Source organism: Cohnella zeiphila (assembly GCF_014212055.1).
Lineage (GTDB): Bacteria > Bacillota > Bacilli > Paenibacillales > Paenibacillaceae > Cohnella > Cohnella zeiphila.
In genome coordinates this window covers 25,395-46,090 of the sequence record NZ_JACJVO010000028.1, presented here as the reverse complement: position 1 = coordinate 46,090, position 20,696 = coordinate 25,395, and the positions used below count along the sequence as shown (strand labels likewise).

The following is a 20,696-nucleotide window of genomic DNA, read 5'->3' as shown; positions in this document are numbered from 1 at the left end:
TTTCGCTTGGCGCAACCGATTTTTCGAATTAATCGGCCATCCGCCGCAGCACGATGACCGCGTTATGTCCGCCGAAGCCGAACGAGTTGGACATCGCCACCTCCAGCTTGGCCTCGCGCGCCTCGTTCGGCACGTAATCCAGATCGCACTCGGGATCCGGGAACTCCTGATTGATCGTCGGCGGAATGACGCCTTCCCGCAAGCTTTTGACGAGCGCGATCGCCTCCGCGCCGCCGGCCGCGCCCAGCATGTGCCCGGTCATCGATTTGTTCGCCGTCACCGGAACGTTCGCCGCGCTTGGTCCGAACAGCCGCTTGATCGCCAGCGTCTCCGACAAGTCGCCCACGTCCGTTCCCGTCGCATGCGCGCTGATCACGTCCACGTCGCCCGGTTCCAGGTTCGCTTCCCGAAGCGCCGCTCTCATGGCGAGGTAAGCGCCGGTGCCTTCCGGATGAGTCGCCACCATATGATAAGCGTCCGAGCTGGCGCCATAGCCGATCGCTTCCGCGTAGATCCGGGCGTTCCGGCGCCTCGCATGGGAGAGCGACTCCAGCACGACGACGCCGGCTCCTTCGGCCATGACGAAGCCGCTGCGCTGCGCGTCGAACGGCCGGCTCGCCTTCTCCGGCTCGTCATTGCGGTTCGCCAGCGATGTTGCGTTGGCGAAGCTGGCGAGCGAGATTTCCGTGATCGCCGCTTCCGCCCCGCCCGCGATGACGACATCGGCAAGACCGAGGCGAATGAGCCGGCTGGCTTCGCCGATCGACGTGTTGCCGATCGAACAGGCGGTCACCGGCGACATCGTCGGCCCGAGCGCGCCGAACCGGATGCTGATCGTGGCCGAAGCCATGTTGGCGATCATCATCGGCACGAGCGTCGGACTTACCCGGTCCGGTCCGCGCTCCCGTAGCACCCCGTCCTGGTCGAGCAGCGTCTGCAGGCCGCCGATGCCGGAGCCGACGTAGACGCCGAAGCGCTCCTTGTCGAGCTTGTCCGGGCGCAGCCCCGCGTCTTCCATCGCCTGCTCCGCGGCGGCGACCGCAAACTGCGTGAAACGGTCCATCCGGCGCGCGTCCTTGCGGCCGAACCTTCCTTCCGCGTCGAAGTCCCGGACGAGCCCGGCGATCTTCACTTTAAACCTCGATGTATCAAACGTATCGATGAGGGAAACGCCCGATTCTCCGCTTCTCAGCCTCCGCCAAAAAGCTTCGACCTCGTTCCCGAGCGGAGATACGATTCCCATTCCCGTAATGACGGCTCTTTCCATATGCGTTCCTCCTTGCTTTCTTCATAAGATCAAGCTTTGAACACTTGTATCCTGACACGAATCATATCCTATTACAAGTTTTCAATTATCATAGTATAATAAATACCTGAATCCAGATGATCGGAGGAGCATGCTTCATGAACCGCCAAGCGAGACTGCAGGCGCTGTCCGCCTTCCTCAAAAACCAGCGCGCCAAGCTGCGCCCCGCCGATGCCGGTTTGCCGGACGGAGGCCGCCGGCGAACGCCCGGCCTTCGCCGCGAGGAGATCGCGCAGTTGGCCGGCGTCAGCACCACCTGGTACACGTGGCTGGAACAAGGCCGCGACATCCAGGTGTCCGCCTCCGTGCTGGACAGCGTGGCAAGCGCGCTGCGCCTTACCGTCGACGAGCGAAAATATGTATTCTCGCTGGCGATGGATACGGGAAGCGGCGCGGCAATCGCTCGCGAGGAACCGCTTCAGATCAGTCCGTCTCTGCAGTTGATTTTACGGGAATTGCGCTCCTGTCCGACCATCATCTCCGACCGGAGATACCAGATCGTCGGTTGGAACGAAGCGGCGGCGCAGGTGTTCGTCGACTTCGACCGGGTGCCCGCGGAGGAACGGAACATGATTCGGCTGCTGTTCACGCGCAAGGAGCTTCGGCGGCTGGCCGTCAATTGGGAGCATTTCGTCGGCGGGTTTCTGGCCATCTTCCGGGCGTATTATGGCCAGTACGTGGAGGACGAATGGTACGATCGCTTCCTGGACGAGATGCGGGAGCTTCACCCCGACTTCGGGCGTCTTTGGGAGCAGAGCCGCGTCAGTTCGGCGCCCGAGCTTCTTATCGAGTTCCGCCATTCCAAGGCGGGCAAGATGCAGTTTCACCTCGCGTCTCTGCAGGTTCAAGGGGAAAGCGACTTGCGGTGCAGCATTTACACGCCGGCGCCCGATTCGCCCACCGCGGCCAAAGTGCTGCGGCTGGTCGACGCCGGGGACAGAGAATCGTAGCCGCCGGCTTCGATCTCGGTTCCGCGAATTTTTTTGATGCAGCTTGTCGAAATGAATGCGGTAGGAACGTCATGAGGGTAAGCGGAAAAACAACGCCCTCCGCCAAAATCGAGAGGAGATGGCAACATGCACTACACTTTGCTGTTTTATGAAAGCCCGGAGGAGTTTGCCCGACGCACCGATCCCGAGCAACGCGAGGCCTATCTGGCCGGATGGACCCACTATGTGCGCGCCTTGCGCGAAGCCGGCATCGTCGTCGCCAGCGCAGGGCTTTATCCGCCGGAAACGGCCGCGAGCCTGAAACGCGTCAAGGGAGAAACGCTCGTGCAGGATGGACCGATCACTTCGGCGAAAGAGCAGCTTGGCGGGTTGTTCGTCATCGACGTGCCGGATCAGGATACCGCCTTGGAGTGGGCATCGCGCGGACCGACCGACGCGGTGGAGGTTCGGCAGAATCTGCCGCCTACCAAATGATAGACGTTCATCGCGCCATCGAACAGGCGGCTCGGGATAGCTACGGTCGCCTGATCGCTTTTCTGGCCGTTCGCCGGGGCGACGTGGCGGCGTTCGAGGATGCGCTATCCGATGCCTTCGTCTCCGCCCTGGAGACATGGCCTCTCACCGGGGTGCCGAACAAGCCCGAGGCCTGGCTGCTGACGGCGGCCCGCCGGCGGCTCATCGACGGCGACCGCCGGGCGCGGGTGCGCGCCGATGCCGCACCCGCCCTGCTTGCATTGGCGGAGGAGGCGCAACAAGCGGTCTCCTCCGGCTTCGAGTTCCCGGACGAGCGTCTTCAAATGCTGTTCCTGTGCGCCCACCCCTCGATCGACCCGGCCATCCATACGCCGCTGATGCTGCAGACCGTGCTCGGCATCGATGCCGCGCGCATCGCGTCCGCATTCCTCGTCAAGCCTTCCGCGATGGGACAGCGCCTCTCCCGGGCCAAGGCCAAAATCCGCGGCGAACGCCTCACGTTCGAGATGCCAGGCGCCGACGAGCTGCCGCAGCGCCTGGATCCCGTGCTCGAGGCCATCTATGCCGCATACGGCAGCGGCTGGGACGATGCAGCCGGCGCCGACCCTCGCCGCAACGGGTTGACCGAGGAAGCGATCTGCCTGGCCCGGCTGCTCGCGCGGTCGCTGCCCGAAGAACCGGAACCTCACGGATTGCTGGCGCTCCTGCTTCACTGCGAAGCCCGGCGCGCGGCGCGGCGAGACCGGTCGGGCGAATATGTCCCGCTCTCCGAGCAAGATCCCGCTCTCTGGTCGAGACCTCTGATCGAGGAGGCGGAACAACACCTGCGCCTCGCCGCGCAAGCCGGCCGGATCGGGCGCTTTCAGCTCGAAGCGGCCATTCAGTCCGCTCACGCTCAGCGGATTCAAGGCTTTGACACCGAATGGGAAGCGATCGCCCTTCTGTACGAAGGCCTGGTGCATCTTGCGCCGACAATCGGGACGTTGGTCGGCCGCGCCGCAGCCGTCGCCGAAGCCCGCGGCCCCGAGGCGGGTCTCGCTCTGCTCGAAGAGATTCCAACCGATTCCGTTAAAAGCTACCAGCCTTACTGGGCGGTCGCCGCACATTTTCAGAGCCTAGCGAACAGACTTGAAGAAGCCAGAGAGGCATACGGCCTCGCCATCGGACTTTGCGCCGATCCCGCCGTCAAAAAGTTTCTCATCCGGCAATCCCGTCAGCTTGGCGAAGATTGGTTCTGACCTTCAGCAGTTTCTCCATGTCGCCTCTACCGGCGACGCGAACCGGAAAACCTCCCTTCATTCGCCGGAGGTTCCCCCATATTCGTTCACGGGACGGAAAATCTCCCTACAATTCGGCCCTTTGCGTACATTCTCAGCATTCAAAGGCCATGAAAGGGAGATTTTCCGCTCCAATCTTGAAAAGGAGCGTCTAGGAGGCAAATGTAAGGAGATTTCCCCTCTCGTCTCACTTCCGCTATGTCTTATCGGCTTTACGCCGTTATCCCATTTGCTCAGAAGACTCAACTTTCCGCGGCGTCTCAACCATGTATGCGTCACCCTCGTTTGTCACCTATCGCTTCGAAATCCCCTTCGATCAGGAAAAAACCGTGCTCCTCCGACTGAGCGACCACTACAAGATCCCAGAAACTGGCTTCTATGATAAACAACTCTTCTTCCGGCTTAAGGACAAGGAAAAATGCCAACCCAACTGTTAGCGGGTCCTGAACAAGCGGGATTTCGACGGAAACGAAAAAATGCAAGCAACAACGAGACACTGAGCCTGTACGAGCGGGATTTCGACGGAAACGGAAAAATGCAGCTACAACGAAGCACTGAACCTGAGCGAGCGGGATTTCGACGCCAGAAGACGCAAAAAAAGCGAAAGCGCAGGACCCGCCTGGCTTTCGCTTTTTTAGTAGAGAGCGATCTTATTGCTTGTTGAACGTATCGGTCAGAACCGGAACGATCTGCGCCTTGCGGGAGACGACGCCTTTGAGCAGCGCTTTATTGTTCTCCAGCTTGACGTTGTAGGCTTGTTCGACGACGTTTGCGGCCTTGCCAAGGGCAATGCCGACGGAGTCGTTGTTCAGGATGTCCGTCACGACGAACAGGAACAGGTCGAGGCCTTTGGAAGCGACGATGGCGCTCAGCTTGTCTTCCAGCTCGGCTTGGCGGGACAACACGTCGTTTACGTCGACCGCGTTGACTTGGGCGATCTCGACTTTGGCGCTGCCCATCGAGAATTCCTTGGCGTCCAGCTTGATCAGCTCGTCGATCGACTTGTCCAGCAGATTGGCGCCGGCTTTGAGCATGTCCAGACCGTAGCTGTCGGCATCGACGCCGGCGATCTGGGCCAGCTCGCGCGCAGCGGCTACGTCTTCCGGCGTGCAGGTCGGCGATTTGAACAGCAGGGAGTCGGAGATGATGGCGGACAGCATCAGGCCGGCGATCTCCTTGGAAATGTCGACGCCGTTCTCTTTATACAGCTTTTTCAGGATCGTTGCGGTGCAGCCGACCGGCTCCGCGCGATAGTAAAGCGGGCCGCTCGTCTCGAAGTTGGCGATCCGATGGTGGTCGATGACTTCGATGACGCGAACTTGATCGATGTCGCCGGCGCTTTGCTGGCGTTCGTTATGGTCGACGAGAATGACTTCCTTCGCTTCGTTCGCGACCGTCTCGACGAGACGGGGAGCGGCGGCGCCGAACTTGTCGAGCGCGAATTGGGTTTCGGCGTTGACTGCGCCGAGGCGGACGGCTTCGACCTCTTGGCCGAGCTTCGTCTTCAGGTCTGCGTAGGCGATCGCGGAGCAGATCGTATCCGTGTCCGGATTTTTATGGCCGAAAATCAGTACTTTTCCCATGTTCATACTCCTTCTTTTTCATTTGGCGTTAAAATTATACCTTAGCCTTCGGAAGACAAGCAAGCGAAATCGGGCGTTCTATTCAATGTCGAAGTCGAAATAGGTGTCCGGAAAAGGCTCCTTCTTCAGCGTATAATGCCACCATTCCTTATTCAGGGATAGAAATCCGCGCTTCTCCATGGCCGTCTTGAGCCGGTTCCGGTTGGCCGATTGCTCCTTCGTAATCTGTTCCGTGCCGTGGGAAGAGATCGGACTGAACAGGTCGTATGGACTCCCCATGTCCACGTCCTCCCCCGTTGCCTTGTCGACGATCGTCAAATCGACGGTGCTCCCTCGGGAATGGCCGGATTTATGAGCGAGGTAGCCCAGCTTGAACGCATCCTTCTTGTTCACGTCCGGGTAAAAATCCTCTTTCATCTTCGTATCCTTGGCGTCTGCGGCCCAAGCGACAAATTCGGCGACCGCTTTTCGCGGCCGGTACGCGTCATAAATTTTGAGCGCATATCCGTCCTTCCCCAAGTCCTCGTTCACTTGCTTCAAGGCTTCCGCCGCCTCCTTCGTCAGAATGGCCAGCGGGGCCAAATAGCCGTCGATCGGCTTGCCGACGAAATTGTAGTCGGTCGAATAGCGAATATCGAGCTTCAAGCCGGGGATCGCTTCATCCGCATACACGAACCCTTTGGGCAGCCCGTTCCGCCTGTGGGCGGGAATCGGCGTCTCCCGGCGCGGATCCGTCGCGTTCGAACCCGATATATCGGCGTAAACGCCCGTTGGCTCCGGCGATTCCGTTGCGTCCTCGGACGCGCCCTCTGCCGACGGTCTCGGCGAATGGATCGAAGGACCTCCGCTCTCGAAGCTTCCGGAAGCCGTCGGCCGGGCCGCTGCGCTTGGTGCCGGGATTGCTTCGGCCGAAGAGCCTGCTTCGTTCCCGTTCTCCCGGCCGGACGCGGCGGAACAGGCGCTCGATACAATTAATGTCATTAACAATCCGACAATACCCGCGTACTTTCGCCGCTTTTTCGCCTTTTTCTCCATTCCGCGTCCCCCATTGCGCGCCGATGCGTACGGCCTTCGGTTCTCCCTATTCTTTTTTCGCCGTTTCTCGACATTCCCCTTCTCTTGCGTGACTCCGAATGTTTTTTGAGCGCCTGTCGAAACGAGGGCGTCTCGCGCGTCATAGGGACAGAAGGGGCCGAAAGCGCCTTTTCCAAAATCCGTGTTCGAAGGAGATCGTTCACCCTATGCAAAAAGTTGTCGCGCTTCTGTTTCTGATCATGTTCGCCATTGGAACGGACGCCTTTCTCATCTCGCCGCTGCTGCCGACGCTCCAAAGCTTATTCGGCGTCCCGACCCGATTCTCAGGCTGGATGATGGGTTCCTATGCATTGGGCTACGCCCTCTTCGCTTTGGTTGCGGGACCGCTGTCGGACGGACGGGACCGGAAGCGGGTGATGCTGGCCGGGATGCTCGGCTTCTCCGTCGCTACGTTCGCCTGCGGGTTTGCCTCCGGCTTCTGGTCCATGTTCCTCTTTCGCTTCCTGGCCGGCGTCTGCGCTTCGTTTACCGCTCCTCAGGTGTGGGCCGCCATCCCGACGCTTTTTCCCGGACCGAGGGCGGCCCGGGCGCTTGGCATCGCGTTTGCGGGGCTCGCCGCCGCCCAAGTGCTGGGCGTGCCGATCGGCAGCCGTCTCGCCACCGGCCATTGGTCCCATTCCTTCTTTGCAGTCGGCGGATTCTCGCTCGTTCTCGCCCTCTCGATTCCTCTGATCCTGCCGGCGATGAAGCCTCGCGCACCGCAGCCGGCTTCGTCTTCCGTTTGGAGACGGTACGGCCCGCTCATCCGCAGCGGGAGCGCGAGAGCCGCCTATCTCGCCTATTTCTTGCTGCAAGTCGGTAACTTCGCTTCGTTTTCCTTCGTCGGGAAGTGGCTGACCGAACGCTTCTCGCTCTCGCTCGATCAAGTCGGCAACCTGATGATCTTCCTCGGAATCGGGACGCTCGTCGGAAGCCTGAGCAGCGCTTCCGTCTTTTGCGCCTTTCCCCGCGTCCGAACGTTGACGTTTGGCGGTTTGCTGCTCGCCTTTCTTTTTGTCTTGCTGCCGAGCCTTCCTTCCGTGACGGCCATCGCGCTCGTTTATTTGCTGATCTCCTTCCTGTTCTATCTGATCGCGCCGCCGATCATGGAGTCGCTCATCTCGCTCCATCCGGACATTCGCGGCACCATCACCAGCTCGGCGCAGGCGACGATGTACGCGGCCATCACGCTCGGCTCCTGGGCAGCAGGCCTGCTGTTCGCCCATTTCCGCGGCTTCGGCGCCGTCGCCTTGCTGTCGGCGGGATGCTTAGCCGCGTCGCTCGCCATCTTTATCGCAAGCGGCGTTGTCGCTCCGAAGAGGAGTGCCGAGAAGAAATCGGCTTAATCGAGCGAACGCCACGGTTTCCCGCAATAAAAACGGAATCCGGTCAACGCGCCCGTCCTCTCGCGAACCCGGATTCCACCTATTTAATGCCATGAATTAATGGCATTAACCTTTAATCGATCCACCGTATAACTTCATTCAATCGTTGTTCGGTTAGTGGAAGCGAGTTGTCGAAATCGAGGATGTTCCCGTCCGGGAGCGGCCAGGCGATGGGCGTCGGCGCGAGCCCTTTCCGGAACGTCTCCCAGTGATCCAGCTTCCAACGGTCGAGACCGGATCCTCTCTGCTCGATCCGCGCGCGGTACAGCGTCTCGTCCGCCAAATAGACGCGAATCGCCTTTACGTTCTCTTGTCCGATCGCGTTGCCGCCCCGCCCCAGCTCCCCGGCTATCCAATCCGGGTCGGCGATCTCGCGGGTGAACGGACCGACGATGCAGACGTCCGTGCCCAGCGATACGTTCTCCAGCGCCGCATCCATTGTGATCCGGTAGCCGAGATCCCGGCACAGCCGTTTGTAGTCGGCGGAATCGCGGTCGAGCGGGTCGAGCCCGGCTGCGCGCATAAGCGCTTCCGCCGCCGGCCGAAGCAGCGTGTCCATGTCGAGGAACGCCGCACTGCGCCGCGCGGCAATTTGTTTGGCCAGCGTCGTTTTGCCCGCTCCCGCGCCGCCTACGAAAAAAATCATCTTCCCCATTCGAACGCCCCCGTCTTTTTCCCGAATGATCGCATCTATCCTAGAAATCCGCTACAATAGAGCCATTCTCAACAATCGATAAAGGAAGTCGGAACGAATGGCCTTCGGCATTACAAGAAAAGAACTCGAACGCTGGAAACGATCGGTCGCGAACGGCCGATTGAGCTATCTGACTCACTATTGGCTCGACCCTCGCTTTCCCGGCATGACGACGGTGACCAAGGTCGGCTGCGCCGACTTGAACCGGCTTGTCCGCTGGTGCCGGAAGCACGGCTTGAACCCGGACTATATCCATCGCCGCGGCGAATTTCCCCATTTCGACTTGATCGGGGAGAAGCAGCGAAGCATTCTGCTGGACGAAGGACAATACGACCAACTCCGGCGTTTCCGTCTGCTGGATGGGGAAGACGCCGCGAATCTCTCCTCTTTTATGCTATCCCAATCTGCGTCCGCTTGCCAGATTCCGGAATGACACGAATCGGCCCAATTGATGGCAATTCGGTGAACACGCTTCCTTGGAGTGCCCCGGATTCCCCTTTCGGATCATGACGGGCGGCCGAATCTCATGTTAAAATGAGGAAATGCGAAAGAAATAGAAAAATGGGAAATGCTATGGGGAAGGACCCCGCCCGAGCCGAAGGAGGAAATTCGTCTATGCGCAAATGGTTGCTGCCCGTCCTTATTACCGCTTGCTGCGCGTATGCCGCCGTCATGATGATGGTGTCGCTTCAGCAGGATGAAAGTCCGGCCGAGCCGCCCCCGTCGAGTTCGTCGGCATCCGCTTCTCCTTCCGCCGCGCCCGCGACGACGGTGGACGAAGCGGCCGCGACGGCCATTTACAAGAGCAGCTGCCTGTCCTGCCACGGGGATCAGCTGCAGGGGCAGATCGGTCCGAATCTGACCAAGGTCGGATCGGCCATGACCGCGGACCAGATTCGCACGCAGATCGAGAACGGCGGAGGCGGCATGCCCGGCTTCAAGGGCACGCTGACGGACGACCAGGTCAATACGCTCACCGCTTGGCTTTCCGCCAAGAAGTAACGAAATCCCGCCCATTGCCGCTTCCGCGGTCCGTTCGGACCCGGAGCGGCTTTTCTTTTTCGGGCTCGAAGCCGCCGCGCGATTCGTCATGAGATACAAGGGTTTCCGAATAGGCTGATGATGGAGGCACATCTAGGGAGAGAAGGTGCGGCGCATGAAAAAACGGCTGGCCTGGATCGGAGCGGCGCTGGCCCTGTTCGCGATCGTACTCTGGCTGTTCAATCGGCCGCAAGCCGCTTACGGCATGACGGCGTTCGAGGGAGACGGCCTTCGCGTCCAGATCGCGGATTCTTCCGACGCGGCCAAAGTCATGGAAGAGACGTCGTTCACGGTGTCGGTGAACGACAAAGCCGGCAAGCCGGTATCCGGCGCCAAAATGAACATCATTCTGTCGATGCCGAACATGTTCTGCGGCGAATATGAGGCGACGATCACGGAAACCTCGCCCGGCGTATATCGGGCAGTGGGCGTTCCGACCATGCGGGGCAAGTGGCAGGCGAAGCTGACGCTTTCGGAGAACGGACACAAAAGCGTCGTCGCTCACCTGTTCAAAGTCGTTTGATGCGTAGACTTTACCGCTTCACCAGAGCCATGGGTGAATCGACGGGACGATGCCGTTGGCGCTCAATCCTTTCATGATCGACAGCACCCCCATCGTCACCGCAAGGACGAAGCTGGCGCGGCGCAGTCCGCGCCGCCAGCTTTTGCCGAGCCGTCCGGCGAACACCCCGACGAGTATGAGGGCGGGCACCGTACAGATACCGAACACAAGCAGCAGCAAAAAACCGCTCAGCCACGAACCGCTGGAGGCTGCCTGCATCTGCATGGCGTACGTCAGGCCGCACGGAATGAAGCCGAGCGCCAGTCCCGTCGCGAACATCGCCGTCCGCTCGTGGCGCCGGCGCAAGCCGGACAAGCGCTTCTCCACCCAGGGGATGCGCAGCGGGCTCAAGCGCTGGGTCGGCAGCGTATATTTCCCCAGCGCCCACATCAGCAGGAACATCCCGCCGACGAAGCAGGCGATGCCCTGCAACCCGACCAGTCCGCCCGCATAGTTGAGGAATGAGCCGACGCCGCCCATGAAGCCGCCGACCAGCGCGTACGTGACGTTCTTGCCGGCGGTATAGGCAAGCACCGGCTTGTGCGGCGCCGCCGGTTCCTGCAGCGCGAACGACGACACGATGCCGCCGCACATGACGATGCAGTGAGGAGCGCCGGCGAGCCCGGCCAACGCCGCCAACAGGAGCGAGTCAGGAGACAGCGTCATCGGACGGCTCCTTCCTTCCGCCGAGTTGGCCCATAAGCCGCAGCGAATTGCCGACGACGAGCAGCGAGCTGAGCGCCATGAGCAGACAGGCGGCCTTCGGGTCAAGCAGCCCGGCTGCGGCGAGCGGGATCGAGACGGCGTTGTAGAGGAACGAGAACCCGAGATTCTGGCGGATGTTGCGCATCGTCGCGCGGCTGAGCGCAACGGCTTCGGCCGCGCGCGTCAAACGCCCGTCCGTCAGAATGACGTCGCCCGCCTGCATCGCCGCGTCCGTCCCCGAATCCATCACGAGCCCGACGTCCGCCGCGGCCAGCGCGGCGGCGTCGTTGACTCCGTCGCCGATCATCGCCACCTTGCGCCCTTCCGCCTGAAGGCTGCGCACAAGCTCCAGCTTCTGCTCGGGCATCAGGTTCGCCCGTACGATCCCGATGCCGGCCGCCGCCGCCGTTCGGGCGGCCGCTCCCCCTTCGTCCCCGGTAACCATCATCACGTCCCCGTATGTCCGAAGCCGTCCGACCGCGCGCGCCGATTCGGGCTTCAGCCGATCTTCCAATACAAGCTCGCCGATCCAGAAGCCGTCCCGCGCCAACTGCAGGCGCGTACGGCCGTCCGCGGTCTCCGCTCGCCGCTCCCAGGGACCCGGCCGCACACCGGCCGACCGAAGCCAAGCCGCGCTGCCGAGGGCGATCCGCCTTCCTTCCACCGTTCCCGCGACTCCCTGCCCGATTCGCTCGACGGTATCCGCCGCTTCGGGCACGATCAGCCCCCGCTTCCCGGCGGCGGCGACGATCGCTTTGGCGAGCGGATGCTCGGACTTCTTTTCCAGCGCGGCGGCCCAGCGGAGCGCGTAATTTTCCGGCAGACCGGCCGTCTCGATCGCCTGCAAGCTCGGCTTGCCCTCGGTCAGCGTCCCGGTTTTGTCGAGCAGAAAGCGGTCGATCCGAGGAAGCCCTTCGATAAACCGGCCTTCCTTGAACAGAATGCCTCGGCGCGCGGAGACGGCCGACGCGATCAGAATCGAGATCGGCGCAGCAAGCCCGAGCGCGCACGGGCAGGAGACAAGCAGCACCGCCATGGCATAGCGCGTCGCCTGGCCGTAATCGCCCGGCGCGAATCGCCACGCCCAAAGCGCGTATGTAGCCGCCGCGCAGCCGATCATCAGCGGCACGAGCAGCGCCGAGATCCGGTCCACGCGGCGCTGGATCGCCGGCTTGGCGTGCTGCGCCTGCTCGACCAGCCGGATCATCCCGGCCAGACGAGAGTCGGCCGCCTTCGCCGTTACGCGTACCCGGATGGAGCCGCCGAGATTGTAGGAGCCGCCGTATACGCGGTCTCCCTTCGCACGCGCCGCGAGACGCCCTTCGCCGGTCAGGAATGATTCGTCGACTTCCGTTCGTCCGTCCAGAACCACGCCGTCGGCGGACACCCGTTCCTTCGGCAGCACGACCGCCGTATCGCCGACCCTTAATTCCTCGAGCGGAATCCACGTTTCCTCCCCGCCGCGCCATACGCGAATCATGCGGGGCTGAAGACGCTGCAGCCCGGACATGGCCGCCAGCGCCCTGCCCTTCGCCATGGTTTCGAGCCATTTGCCGAGCAGGACGGCGGTCAGAATCATCCCGATCGTATCGAAATAAAGATGGACGTGCGACTCGTGACCGGAATGGCCGAGCGACGCGAAAAGCAGATGATGGCTGTAAAAATAGGCGAGCGACGTGCTGAGCGCGACCAGAACGTCCATATTGGCCGCTCCGGACTTGACCGCATGGTAGGCGCCCCGGTAAAACGGATAACCGACATAGAATTGGAGCACGGTGGCGGCCGCCAATTGCAGCCAGGGCGAATGAATCCAGTCCGGCGCCGGAACGCCCCACCCATAGGGAAGATGAGTAAGCATCGCCCAGAACAGCGGCAGCGAGAGCAGCGCGGACAGCACGAAACGGCTGAAATAGCCGCGGCTCTCGCGGCGATTGAACGAAGCCGCGTCTTCCGGCTCGTCCTTGGCTCCGTAGCCGATATCGCGGATGCGGCCGATCACCTGCCGGGTCTGGACGATCCGCGGATCGAGCTCCACCTGTGCCTGCGCGTACGGCAGGCTGACCGTCACCCTCGCCACGCCGGGCAGCTTGGCTACGGTGCGTTCGATGCGCGCGGAGCAAGCCGCGCAAGTCATGCCGGTAATTTGCAGCCGAACGGTTTCCATCATGGCTCCAGGCTCCTCGCGATCGTTATCCCTACAGTATATGAGCGCGAGAAGCCGGCATGTCTACCGCCGCATACGCGGCGGGACCGGGGTCAAATACGGCTCAGGAACTTGCCGATGCGATCCAGCGCCTCCTGCAGCCGGTCCGGCGACGTGGCGTAGCAGCAGCGGATATGGCCTTCCCCGCTGCTTCCGAACGCGTTGCCGGGAACGGCGACGACGCCGGCTTCGTTTAACAGGCGGGCGGCGAACGTCTCCGAGTCCAGGCCGGTATCCGCGATACGAGGAAAAACGTAGAAGGAGCCGAGCGGCTCCCGGCAAGGAAGCCCCATGGCGCGGAACGCTTCGATCGTCAGCTTGCGGCGCCGGTCGTAGGAGGCGATCATCTCGTCCTTCTCGTCCATCGCGTGCCGCAGCGACTCGATCGCCGCGATCTGCCCGATGGTCGGCGCGCACATGATCGTGTACTGATGGATTTTGAGCAGCGCGGCGATAAGAGCGCCCTGCCCGCACGCATAACCGACCCGCCAGCCGGTCATGGCGAACGCCTTGGAGAAGCCGCTCACAAGCAGCGTCCGCTCCTTCATGCCCGGCAGCGCGGCAATGCTGTCGTGGCGACTGCCGTACGTCATCTCCGCATAAATCTCGTCGGAGATGACGATCAGGTTGCGATCTATCGCGATGCGGGCGATCGGCAGCCAGTCTTCCCTCGTCATAATGGCGCCGGTCGGATTGTTCGGATAACAGAGTACAAGCACCTTCGACCGGGGCGTAAGTTTTCTCTCCAAAGCTTCCGCCGTCAGCTTGAAGCCGTCTTCCGCCCGAGTCTCGACCTCGACCGGCTTGCCGCCGCCGAGCGAAGCGATCGGCGAATACGAAATGTAGCTTGGGGACGGCACGAGGATCTCGTCGCCTTCTTCGACCAGCGCCCGCAGCGCCAGATCGATCCCCTCGCTGCTGCCGGTCGTGACGAGCACCTCGCCGGCGGGATCGTAGCGAACGCCGAAGCTTCGCTCCAGGTAGCCCGCAATCTCCTCTCGCAGCTCAGGCATGCCGGCGTTGGACGTATACGACGTCCGGCCGGCCTCCAGCGCGCGAACGCAAGCGTCCCGCACCCGGCTCGGCGTCGCGAAATCCGGCTCTCCTACGCCCAGCGAGATGACGTCTTTTTTCCCGCTTGCCAGATCGAAAAACTTGCGGATGCCCGAAGGCCGCATCTCCCGCACCGCTCTCGACAGCCTCTTTTCTACCTCGTTCGTCATGCTCACCATGTCCATCGTCACTTGCGATCCTCTCCTTCGAATCGGCGGCCACGAACGCAAAAAAGACCCGTCCCCTAAAGGGACGAGTCTTGATACCCGTGTTACCACCCTAGTTCCGTCTTCGCTGCGGAAGACGGCTCTCATACACGTATCCAACAATACGCGTTCCCGTTAACGCTGGAAATGCGGCGGGGCTTACTGAATTTCGGCCCGCTTCTCGGAGGGGGCTTTCGGCTGCCGTGCCGTTCGTCGGTTCTCAGCTACCCCGACTCTCTGGCGGAACGCACGGACAGCGTACTTCATCCTCGTCATGGAATTTGTCGTACGCATATGAAATTAATTGGATTATAAACCTCCCCCGGCGATCGCGCAAGGGGCAATTCGGCTGCTTCAAGGCTGGATGCCCGCGTTTCCTTGTTCGACGGGCACCCGTTCGGGGGTCGGGGCCAGCTTGACCGAATGGGACTTCTTGTGCTGGATCAACTCCGATACCGTCACCATTCGATACCCGCGCCGGCTAAGCTCCGGCAGGATTTGCGCCAGCGCCCGCACGGTTTGGGTCGAGCCTTCGACATGATCGTGGAGCAGGACGATGTCGCCGTTGCGCGCGTTCGTCAGCACCTTGCGGACGATCTTCGCGACGCCCGGGGAGATCCAGTCCCGCGTATCCTGGTGCCAGGACCAGAGCACGACGGTGTAGCCCTTTTCTTTCGCGATGCGAACGACCGATTCATTGTAGAACCCGCCCGGCGGCCGGAACCAGAGGCAGTGCTGTCCCGTAAGCCCCGACAGAACCTGGTCGGTCTGATCCAGCTCCCGGACGATCTCGGCAGAGCGGACATGGTTGCGTAAATACATATGGCTGTATGTATGATTGGCGATCTCATGCCCTTCTTCAGCCTCGCGTTTCACCACATCCGGGAACCGCTCGGCCCGCCTTCCCACCACAAAAAACGTAGCCTTCGCATGATACTGTGCCAGCAAATCCAAGATTTGCGCCGTCGTCTTCGCGTCCGGCCCGTCGTCGAACGTCAGCGCGATCAGCTTTTCGTCCATCGGCACTTCCCATACGATCTCTCCGCGCGATTCGTAATACTCTCTGGTATGAACCGGCTGCTTCGGAGCGAAGCCGCTCTCGGTCAGCAGACAGAGCAGGCTCATTGCCGCCAGCCCAAGCCGTTTCCCCTTGCCCATCGGCCGCGCCTCCTTCCTGTAATCTGGAAGTAGTATGGTTCACATCGATCCGGTTTAAGCGGAATTTCGCGAAAAAGCGCTCCAACGGCCGAGAAATCAACCGTTGGAGCGCTTTGCCTGTCAATATCTGCGGCGCCGCTTGAGCTTCAGCCGGAACCACAAGGCGAACAGAAGCAGTTGGAACAGCCAGACGTACCAAACGACCTTCTGCATGGTCGAGCCGCCGCTGTCCGAGGTCGAATCCAGTTGCGACCCGACGGATGACGCGTGAACATCCTTCGCCGTCTTCTGTTCGACCTTCGCGGTCAATCGGCCGATCGGCTGATCGCCGAACTTCGTCCGCAGCGTCACCTGTCCGTCCGGGCGGACCGTCGCCTCGGGCGTTTCATCCTTGCGGACGACAGCGGTCAGCGCCTGATCGGCCTGCCACTGCACGGGTTCCGCTCCATCCTGCACCTCGAACGTCTGGCCGGCAGAGATGACCGTCTGCTTCGCGAACGCCGCGAATCCGTAATCGAGCAGCTTTCTCGTATCGTCGTAAGCCTGCTGATTGCCGGGCGCCTGAAGCACGACGACGATCAGTTCCATTCCGTCGCGAACGGCCGACGTCACCAGCGTGTTGCCCGCCTCGGTCGTGTACCCGTTCTTCACCCCGTTGGCGCCTTCGTAATCCCACAGCATCCGATTGTGGTTGACCAGCTCGGACTTCCACACCTGGCCGTCCCATGGCATCGTCTTCGTCGAGACGATCTTGCGGAACGTCTCGTTCTTCATCGCGTAGCTGGCAATCTTCGCCATGTCCGCCGCGGTCGTGACCTGCGCCGGATCCGGCAGGCCCGACGGATTCACGAAGTGGGTCGAGGTCGTGCCGATCTTGTCCTGCACGAACTGGTTCATCCGCTCGGCGAACTTCTCTTTGCTGCCGTCGATATGCTCCGCGACGGCGGTCGCCGCATCGTTGCCGGAGTTCATCAGCATGCCGTACAGCAGCTTGCCCATCGGCAATTGCTCGCCTTCCTCCAAGTAAATTCGCGTGCCGTCCTCGTTTCTCGCTTCTTTGGAGACGGTTACGATTTCGTCCGGCTTCGTATTCTCCAGCGCGATGATGCCGGTAACGATCTTCGTGATGCTGGCCGGATAAAGCTGCTCGTCCGCATTTTTGGCATAGAGTACCGTCCCGGTCTCCGAGTCGATCAGCGTCGCCGCTTCGGAGACGACTTCGGGCTCTTCTACGGCCGGCGGCGTCCCGGCCGGCTCCGTCGTCTCGGCATCCGCTCGAGGCAGGAAGCCGCCCAGAAGCAGGCCGGCGGCGAGGGCGAGTAGGCCCCAGCTTTTTTTTCTCATATTTCACCGTCCGATTCTCGCATGTTGCGCTTGCTCCCACATGTATTATAGTATAAATCGAACGGCCATGAACGCTGAAAAAAGTTAAAAATCATAAAGGAAAGGGGAAGGTCCCCGTCTTGAAAGCTTCCTCGTTCGTCCGCAAATGGGAGAAACGGCGGACTATCGGCAAGAAATCTTATATGATGCGCTACGGCCTGCTTCTCATCGGAGTCGGCCTTACGCTGCTGTTCACCGTGCTCGATGTCGTGTCCAACGGCACCGTATCCTATACTTATCTGCTTGCCCGCCTCGTCTTCTTCCCGACGATCGGCGCCATGTTCACCGGCATGATGTGGGAAGTCCGCGAGCAAAAGTATCAGCGGCTGACCTCGGGCTCCGATCGGGCCTAATGCAAAGAGGGAGACGTTCAGCCTTCAGGCCGACCGTCTCCCTGCTCTCTCGCGGTCTCGTTCCGCTTGCGGCGCTATAAACTCGGCTCGACCAGCGCTTTGACCCGGTCCAGCCCTTCCCACATGTCGCCCGGCCCGTCGTAAATGAGCACGACCGCGCCGTCGTAGCCCGCCGCCTCGACGCAGTTCAGACATCGCCGCAGCTCCTCGGCGTCCGGAATGCCGCCCTCGTCGTAGAAAGGCTTGGCGTGAACGGATAGGCTGCGCGGCAGGATCAGGCCGAACTCGTCATACTTGGCCGGAGGCTTGAAATTGCCGAAGTCGGTAATCATGCCGATGCGGTCGTCCAGCCGTTCCAGCAGCCGGGAACAGCTCGCGCCTGTCGACGTCAGGCTCTTGAAATTCTCGGTGACGATGCGGACGCCCCGCTCCTCGGCATACCGCCCGAGCTCGTTCAGCAGCCGGGCGGACAGCCCGATCGCGTCTTCGTCGCCGGGCTCGGCTTCGCCCGCCACGATGCGCACGCGATCCGCTCCGGCGGTCGCCGCCGCGTCGATCCACCGCTTCATCAGCGCCAAATCGGCCTCTCTCCGGGCAGAGTCCGGCGACGTCAAATCCCCGTAATCGAGCAGCAGCGTGTCGAACGATACGCCCGCTTTCGCGCAGGCATCCTTGAGCTGCAGCAAATAAGCTTCATCCACGGACGGGAAATGGAAATGGCAAATTTCGAGCGCCCGGTACCCTCTCTTCGCCGCTTCCGCCGGCAGCTCCAGCAGCGTCAGCAGCTGCGGCTGCGGCACTTCGCGAACCCGGTGCGTCCGCTCGTTCCCGTCCCATTCCGTCAGGCGCATCGGCCCCAAATGCCGGTGCAAGCTCCACGTGCTTACGGACAAATACGACATCTTATCCCTCTCTCTCGGAACCGAATATGATCGCGCTTTCCAACCTATTATAACGAAGCGAAACGTCTCTGAAAACCGGAAGAAGCGCCTTCCCCGTTCCGGGAAGACGCTTCTGTCAGCAATCCGGTCAGTGTCCCGCCATCATGGCGGGATCGGGCTTCGGTTCCGCGGCGGCGTCGGGCTCGCCGGATACCGGACGTGCCTTCGGCTTCCGCAGCGCGAGGCTGAGCAGCAGGCCGGCAACGGCGATGCAGGCGGCGAGGAAGAACGTATCGCCGAATCCGGCCGTGCTGGCGGCTGCGGACGGACCTTGCGCGCCCAGCTTCGCGGCATGGTCTTGAATGCGCGAGGTCAGGTAGCCGGTCAAGCCGGCGACCGCGAACGAGACGACCACTTGCTGGGCCGCCGTCGTCAGCGGCGTGACGCGGGTAACCCATTGGCGCGGCGCGGAATTCAAGACATGAGTGTTGAGCGGCATCATCGTCAGGCCCATGCCGAAGCCCATCATGACGAGCGCCGTGATGATCGTGCCGAGCCCGGTGTCCTGCGTGATCTGCGAGAGCACGAACAGCGCGGCCGAGATCAGAGCGAGTCCGGCCATCGCCAGCGGGCGGGCGCCGAACTTGTCGAACAGCCGGCCGCTGAGCGGCATGCCGACCGCGGAGGCGAGCGCCTGCGGCAGCAGGATCAAGCCCGTCTTCAGCGGCGTGTAGCCCATGACGTTCTGCAGATACAACGGGATGAGCAGAATCGCGCCGAACAAGGCGATGACGGCGATCCAGGCCAGCAAGATGCCGCGCGTGAAGTCCGAGGAGCGAAATACCCTAAGCTCCAGCAGAGGTTGCTTCTGCAGCAGTTCCACGAAGATGAACAAGATCAAGGCGCCGCCGCCGACGCACAAACCGGTCAGCGTCTCGGCGGAAGTCCAGCTCGTACCCCCTTCGCTCACGCCGTAGGCGAGCATGGCGAATGCGATCGGCGCGAGAATCATGCCGATGTAGTCCAGATGGGTGGACGGCTGGCGTTCCGAGCGGGGCAGGAACCGGAAGCCCAGCAGCAGAGCGATGATTCCGATCGGAAGATTGATCAGAAAGATCCAGTGCCAGGACACGTATTCGACGAGCCAGCCGGAGAGCACCGGCCCGAGCGCCGGCGCCAGCAGCATCGGCACGCCGAGCATGCCCATGATCGAGCCGCGCTTGTTAGGCGGCGCCAGCTTGAACACCATCGCGAAGCCGATCGGCGACACCATGCCGCCGCCGAGACCCTGGATGACCCGGAACAGGATGAGCTGCTCCGGCGTCTGCGCGAACGAGCAAAGAACCGAGCCGATCGTAAATAGCGCGATGGTGATAAGGAAAATTTGCTTCGAGCCGAATCGGTCGGTCATCCAGCCGGCGAGCGGAATGACGGCGGACAGAGCCAGCGTGTAGCCGGTCACCGTCCACTGCACGGTCTTCAGGTCGGTATGGAAATAATCGACCAGCTTCGGGATCGCGACATTGACGACGGTGCTGTCGAGAATGACCATGATCATGCCGACGATGACGGCGAGCAGCGGAGCGATTATGCTCCGGATCGAGAACGCGTCCGCCGCTCCCGATTGCGGTGCGGTTGGGGATTGAGACATGCCAGCACTCCGTTTCTTTGAGTCGCCTCATAAGATTAAACAACGTTTAAAACATTGTTTAACGAAAGAATAAAACAGGACCGCTGTCCTGTCAACGCCCATTTTTCGAGGGAAAGGGCGACCGTCAGCGGTCCTGCGTCGGCGATTGCTTATAGCGGCTGAAATAATGGTCGAACAGCAGGTCGATCTGTCGTTCGATCGGCAGCGATTGCTGCTCTCCGAAAATGAACTTGCGATGTCTCATCAGGAAGGTCGGAAAAAAACAGGCGGCGTGGATCTGCATCATCATCGACGCCAGCACTTCCGAATCTTCCTCCCCGGTAATTTCGCGAAGAACCGAAATGATCTTGCTCGCCCCGAGCTTTTTGAGATAGCCGACGTATTCATGGGCCGTATCGAACTTGATATTGCCGTTGCCGAGCATCTGCCGAAGAAGGTCGGGCTGCTCCTGCAGCATTTTGGCGCAATGCAGCATGTATCGGCGATAACGGGTGATCGGATCCACGGAGCGGTCGTCCAGGATGTCCAGCGCGAGCACCTTCGAGTCGAACATCAATTTCAGCGCTTCGCTGATCAAATTGTCCTTCGAGCCGAAATAATAATTGACCAAAGCCAAATTAACGTTTGCCGAAGAAGCGATTTTGCGCAGCGTCACGCTCTCCAGACCTTCCTGCTGAATGATCCGCAACGCGGTGTTCAAGATAATCTCTTTGGTCGAGAGCTCCTTGTCATCGTGATCGGTCATTCGCCCATCCCC

20 protein-coding genes and 1 other annotated feature are annotated in these 20,696 nt (G+C 61.3%); of the genes, 8 read left to right on the top strand and 12 right to left on the bottom strand.

What is annotated here, in order from left to right:
* Nucleotides 1-28: 28 nt before the first annotated feature.
* On the bottom strand, nt 29-1,267 hold the full coding sequence (fabF, locus tag H7C18_RS21875; RefSeq protein WP_185131239.1) for a beta-ketoacyl-ACP synthase II: 1,239 nt from the start codon (nt 1,265-1,267) through the stop codon (nt 29-31).
* Nucleotides 1,268-1,404: 137 nt separating this feature from the next.
* Here fabF and H7C18_RS21870 point away from each other — a divergent pair, with 137 nt between their 5' ends.
* From H7C18_RS21870 to H7C18_RS21860, 3 genes are all read left to right on the top strand, one after another.
* Nucleotides 1,405-2,256 (top strand): helix-turn-helix transcriptional regulator, encoded by an 852-nt coding sequence (locus H7C18_RS21870; RefSeq protein WP_185131238.1) that lies wholly within the window; start codon nt 1,405-1,407, stop codon nt 2,254-2,256.
* Nucleotides 2,257-2,382: 126 nt separating this feature from the next.
* The gene (locus tag H7C18_RS21865) at nt 2,383-2,730 is read left to right on the top strand and encodes a YciI family protein (protein WP_185131237.1); all 348 of its coding nucleotides are present in this window, start codon (nt 2,383-2,385) and stop codon (nt 2,728-2,730) included.
* A complete protein-coding gene (locus H7C18_RS21860) occupies nt 2,727-3,968 on the top strand; it encodes an RNA polymerase sigma factor (protein WP_202887236.1) in 1,242 nt (413 codons plus the stop codon). Before H7C18_RS21865 ends, H7C18_RS21860 begins: the two co-directional genes overlap by 4 nt.
* Nucleotides 3,969-4,657: 689 nt before the next feature.
* Here the strand turns inward: H7C18_RS21860 and H7C18_RS21855 are convergent.
* Both H7C18_RS21855 and H7C18_RS21850 read right to left on the bottom strand, forming a co-directional pair.
* Nucleotides 4,658-5,590 carry a manganese-dependent inorganic pyrophosphatase gene (locus H7C18_RS21855; protein WP_185131236.1) on the bottom strand — a complete coding sequence of 311 codons (933 nt, stop codon included), beginning with the start codon at nt 5,588-5,590 and terminating at the stop codon, nt 4,658-4,660.
* 78 nt (nt 5,591-5,668) lie between these two features.
* On the bottom strand, nt 5,669-6,625 hold the full coding sequence (locus H7C18_RS21850) for a M15 family metallopeptidase (protein ID WP_202887234.1): 957 nt from the start codon (nt 6,623-6,625) through the stop codon (nt 5,669-5,671).
* A 206-nt stretch (nt 6,626-6,831) separates the two neighbouring features.
* On the opposite strand from H7C18_RS21850, the gene H7C18_RS21845 reads away from it, so the two are divergent.
* A complete protein-coding gene (locus H7C18_RS21845) occupies nt 6,832-8,010 on the top strand; it encodes an MFS transporter (RefSeq protein ID WP_185131235.1) in 1,179 nt (392 codons plus the stop codon).
* A 112-nt stretch (nt 8,011-8,122) separates the two neighbouring features.
* Here the strand turns inward: H7C18_RS21845 and H7C18_RS21840 are convergent, their stop codons facing one another.
* The gene (locus H7C18_RS21840; protein ID WP_185131234.1) at nt 8,123-8,704 is read right to left on the bottom strand and encodes a P-loop nucleotide/nucleoside kinase family protein; all 582 of its coding nucleotides are present in this window, start codon (nt 8,702-8,704) and stop codon (nt 8,123-8,125) included.
* Between the two features lie 97 nt (nt 8,705-8,801).
* Here H7C18_RS21840 and H7C18_RS21835 point away from each other — a divergent pair, with 97 nt between their 5' ends.
* The 3 genes from H7C18_RS21835 (at nt 8,802) to H7C18_RS21825 (ending at nt 10,307) form a co-directional block, all read left to right on the top strand.
* Nucleotides 8,802-9,176 carry a hypothetical protein gene (locus H7C18_RS21835; protein ID WP_238357870.1) on the top strand — a complete coding sequence of 125 codons (375 nt, stop codon included), beginning with the start codon at nt 8,802-8,804 and terminating at the stop codon, nt 9,174-9,176.
* Nucleotides 9,177-9,358: 182 nt separating this feature from the next.
* Nucleotides 9,359-9,745 carry a c-type cytochrome gene (locus H7C18_RS21830; protein WP_185131233.1) on the top strand — a complete coding sequence of 129 codons (387 nt, stop codon included), beginning with the start codon at nt 9,359-9,361 and terminating at the stop codon, nt 9,743-9,745.
* A 154-nt stretch (nt 9,746-9,899) separates the two neighbouring features.
* Nucleotides 9,900-10,307: a FixH family protein gene (locus H7C18_RS21825; protein ID WP_185131232.1), complete on the top strand. Its 408-nt coding sequence runs from the start codon at nt 9,900-9,902 to the stop codon at nt 10,305-10,307.
* An 18-nt stretch (nt 10,308-10,325) separates the two neighbouring features.
* Here H7C18_RS21825 and H7C18_RS21820 read toward each other — a convergent pair whose 3' ends face one another.
* The 5 genes from H7C18_RS21820 to H7C18_RS21800 all read right to left on the bottom strand — a co-directional run bounded on the left by H7C18_RS21820 (nt 10,326) and on the right by H7C18_RS21800 (nt 17,015).
* Nucleotides 10,326-11,012, bottom strand: coding sequence for a sulfite exporter TauE/SafE family protein (locus tag H7C18_RS21820; RefSeq protein WP_185131231.1), 687 nt, complete (start codon nt 11,010-11,012; stop codon nt 10,326-10,328).
* Nucleotides 10,996-13,218, bottom strand: coding sequence for a heavy metal translocating P-type ATPase (locus H7C18_RS21815; RefSeq protein ID WP_238357869.1), 2,223 nt, complete (start codon nt 13,216-13,218; stop codon nt 10,996-10,998). The genes H7C18_RS21820 and H7C18_RS21815 overlap by 17 nt, the downstream gene beginning before the upstream one ends.
* An 89-nt stretch (nt 13,219-13,307) precedes the next feature.
* On the bottom strand, nt 13,308-14,492 hold the full coding sequence (locus H7C18_RS21810; RefSeq protein ID WP_185131393.1) for a pyridoxal phosphate-dependent aminotransferase: 1,185 nt from the start codon (nt 14,490-14,492) through the stop codon (nt 13,308-13,310).
* Nucleotides 14,493-14,552: 60 nt separating this feature from the next.
* Nucleotides 14,553-14,798, bottom strand: a binding site (T-box leader).
* 69 nt (nt 14,799-14,867) lie between these two features.
* On the bottom strand, nt 14,868-15,671 hold the full coding sequence (locus H7C18_RS21805; RefSeq protein ID WP_185131230.1) for a polysaccharide deacetylase family protein: 804 nt from the start codon (nt 15,669-15,671) through the stop codon (nt 14,868-14,870).
* 120 nt (nt 15,672-15,791) lie between these two features.
* Nucleotides 15,792-17,015, bottom strand: coding sequence for a D-alanyl-D-alanine carboxypeptidase family protein (locus H7C18_RS21800; protein WP_185131229.1), 1,224 nt, complete (start codon nt 17,013-17,015; stop codon nt 15,792-15,794).
* A 119-nt stretch (nt 17,016-17,134) separates the two neighbouring features.
* Between H7C18_RS21800 and H7C18_RS21795 the strand changes: the two genes are divergently transcribed.
* A complete protein-coding gene (locus H7C18_RS21795) occupies nt 17,135-17,407 on the top strand; it encodes a hypothetical protein (protein WP_185131228.1) in 273 nt (90 codons plus the stop codon).
* A 74-nt stretch (nt 17,408-17,481) separates the two neighbouring features.
* On the opposite strand, the gene H7C18_RS21790 is transcribed toward H7C18_RS21795, so the two are convergent.
* The 3 genes from H7C18_RS21790 to H7C18_RS21780 all read right to left on the bottom strand — a co-directional run bounded on the left by H7C18_RS21790 (nt 17,482) and on the right by H7C18_RS21780 (nt 20,684).
* Complete coding sequence (locus tag H7C18_RS21790) at nt 17,482-18,309, bottom strand: sugar phosphate isomerase/epimerase family protein (RefSeq protein WP_185131227.1); 828 nt, start codon at nt 18,307-18,309, stop codon at nt 17,482-17,484.
* Nucleotides 18,310-18,436: 127 nt separating this feature from the next.
* Nucleotides 18,437-19,939, bottom strand: coding sequence for an MDR family MFS transporter (locus H7C18_RS21785; RefSeq protein ID WP_185131226.1), 1,503 nt, complete (start codon nt 19,937-19,939; stop codon nt 18,437-18,439).
* Nucleotides 19,940-20,063: 124 nt separating this feature from the next.
* Nucleotides 20,064-20,684 (bottom strand): TetR/AcrR family transcriptional regulator, encoded by a 621-nt coding sequence (locus H7C18_RS21780; RefSeq protein WP_185131225.1) that lies wholly within the window; start codon nt 20,682-20,684, stop codon nt 20,064-20,066.
* Nucleotides 20,685-20,696 lie beyond the last annotated feature (12 nt).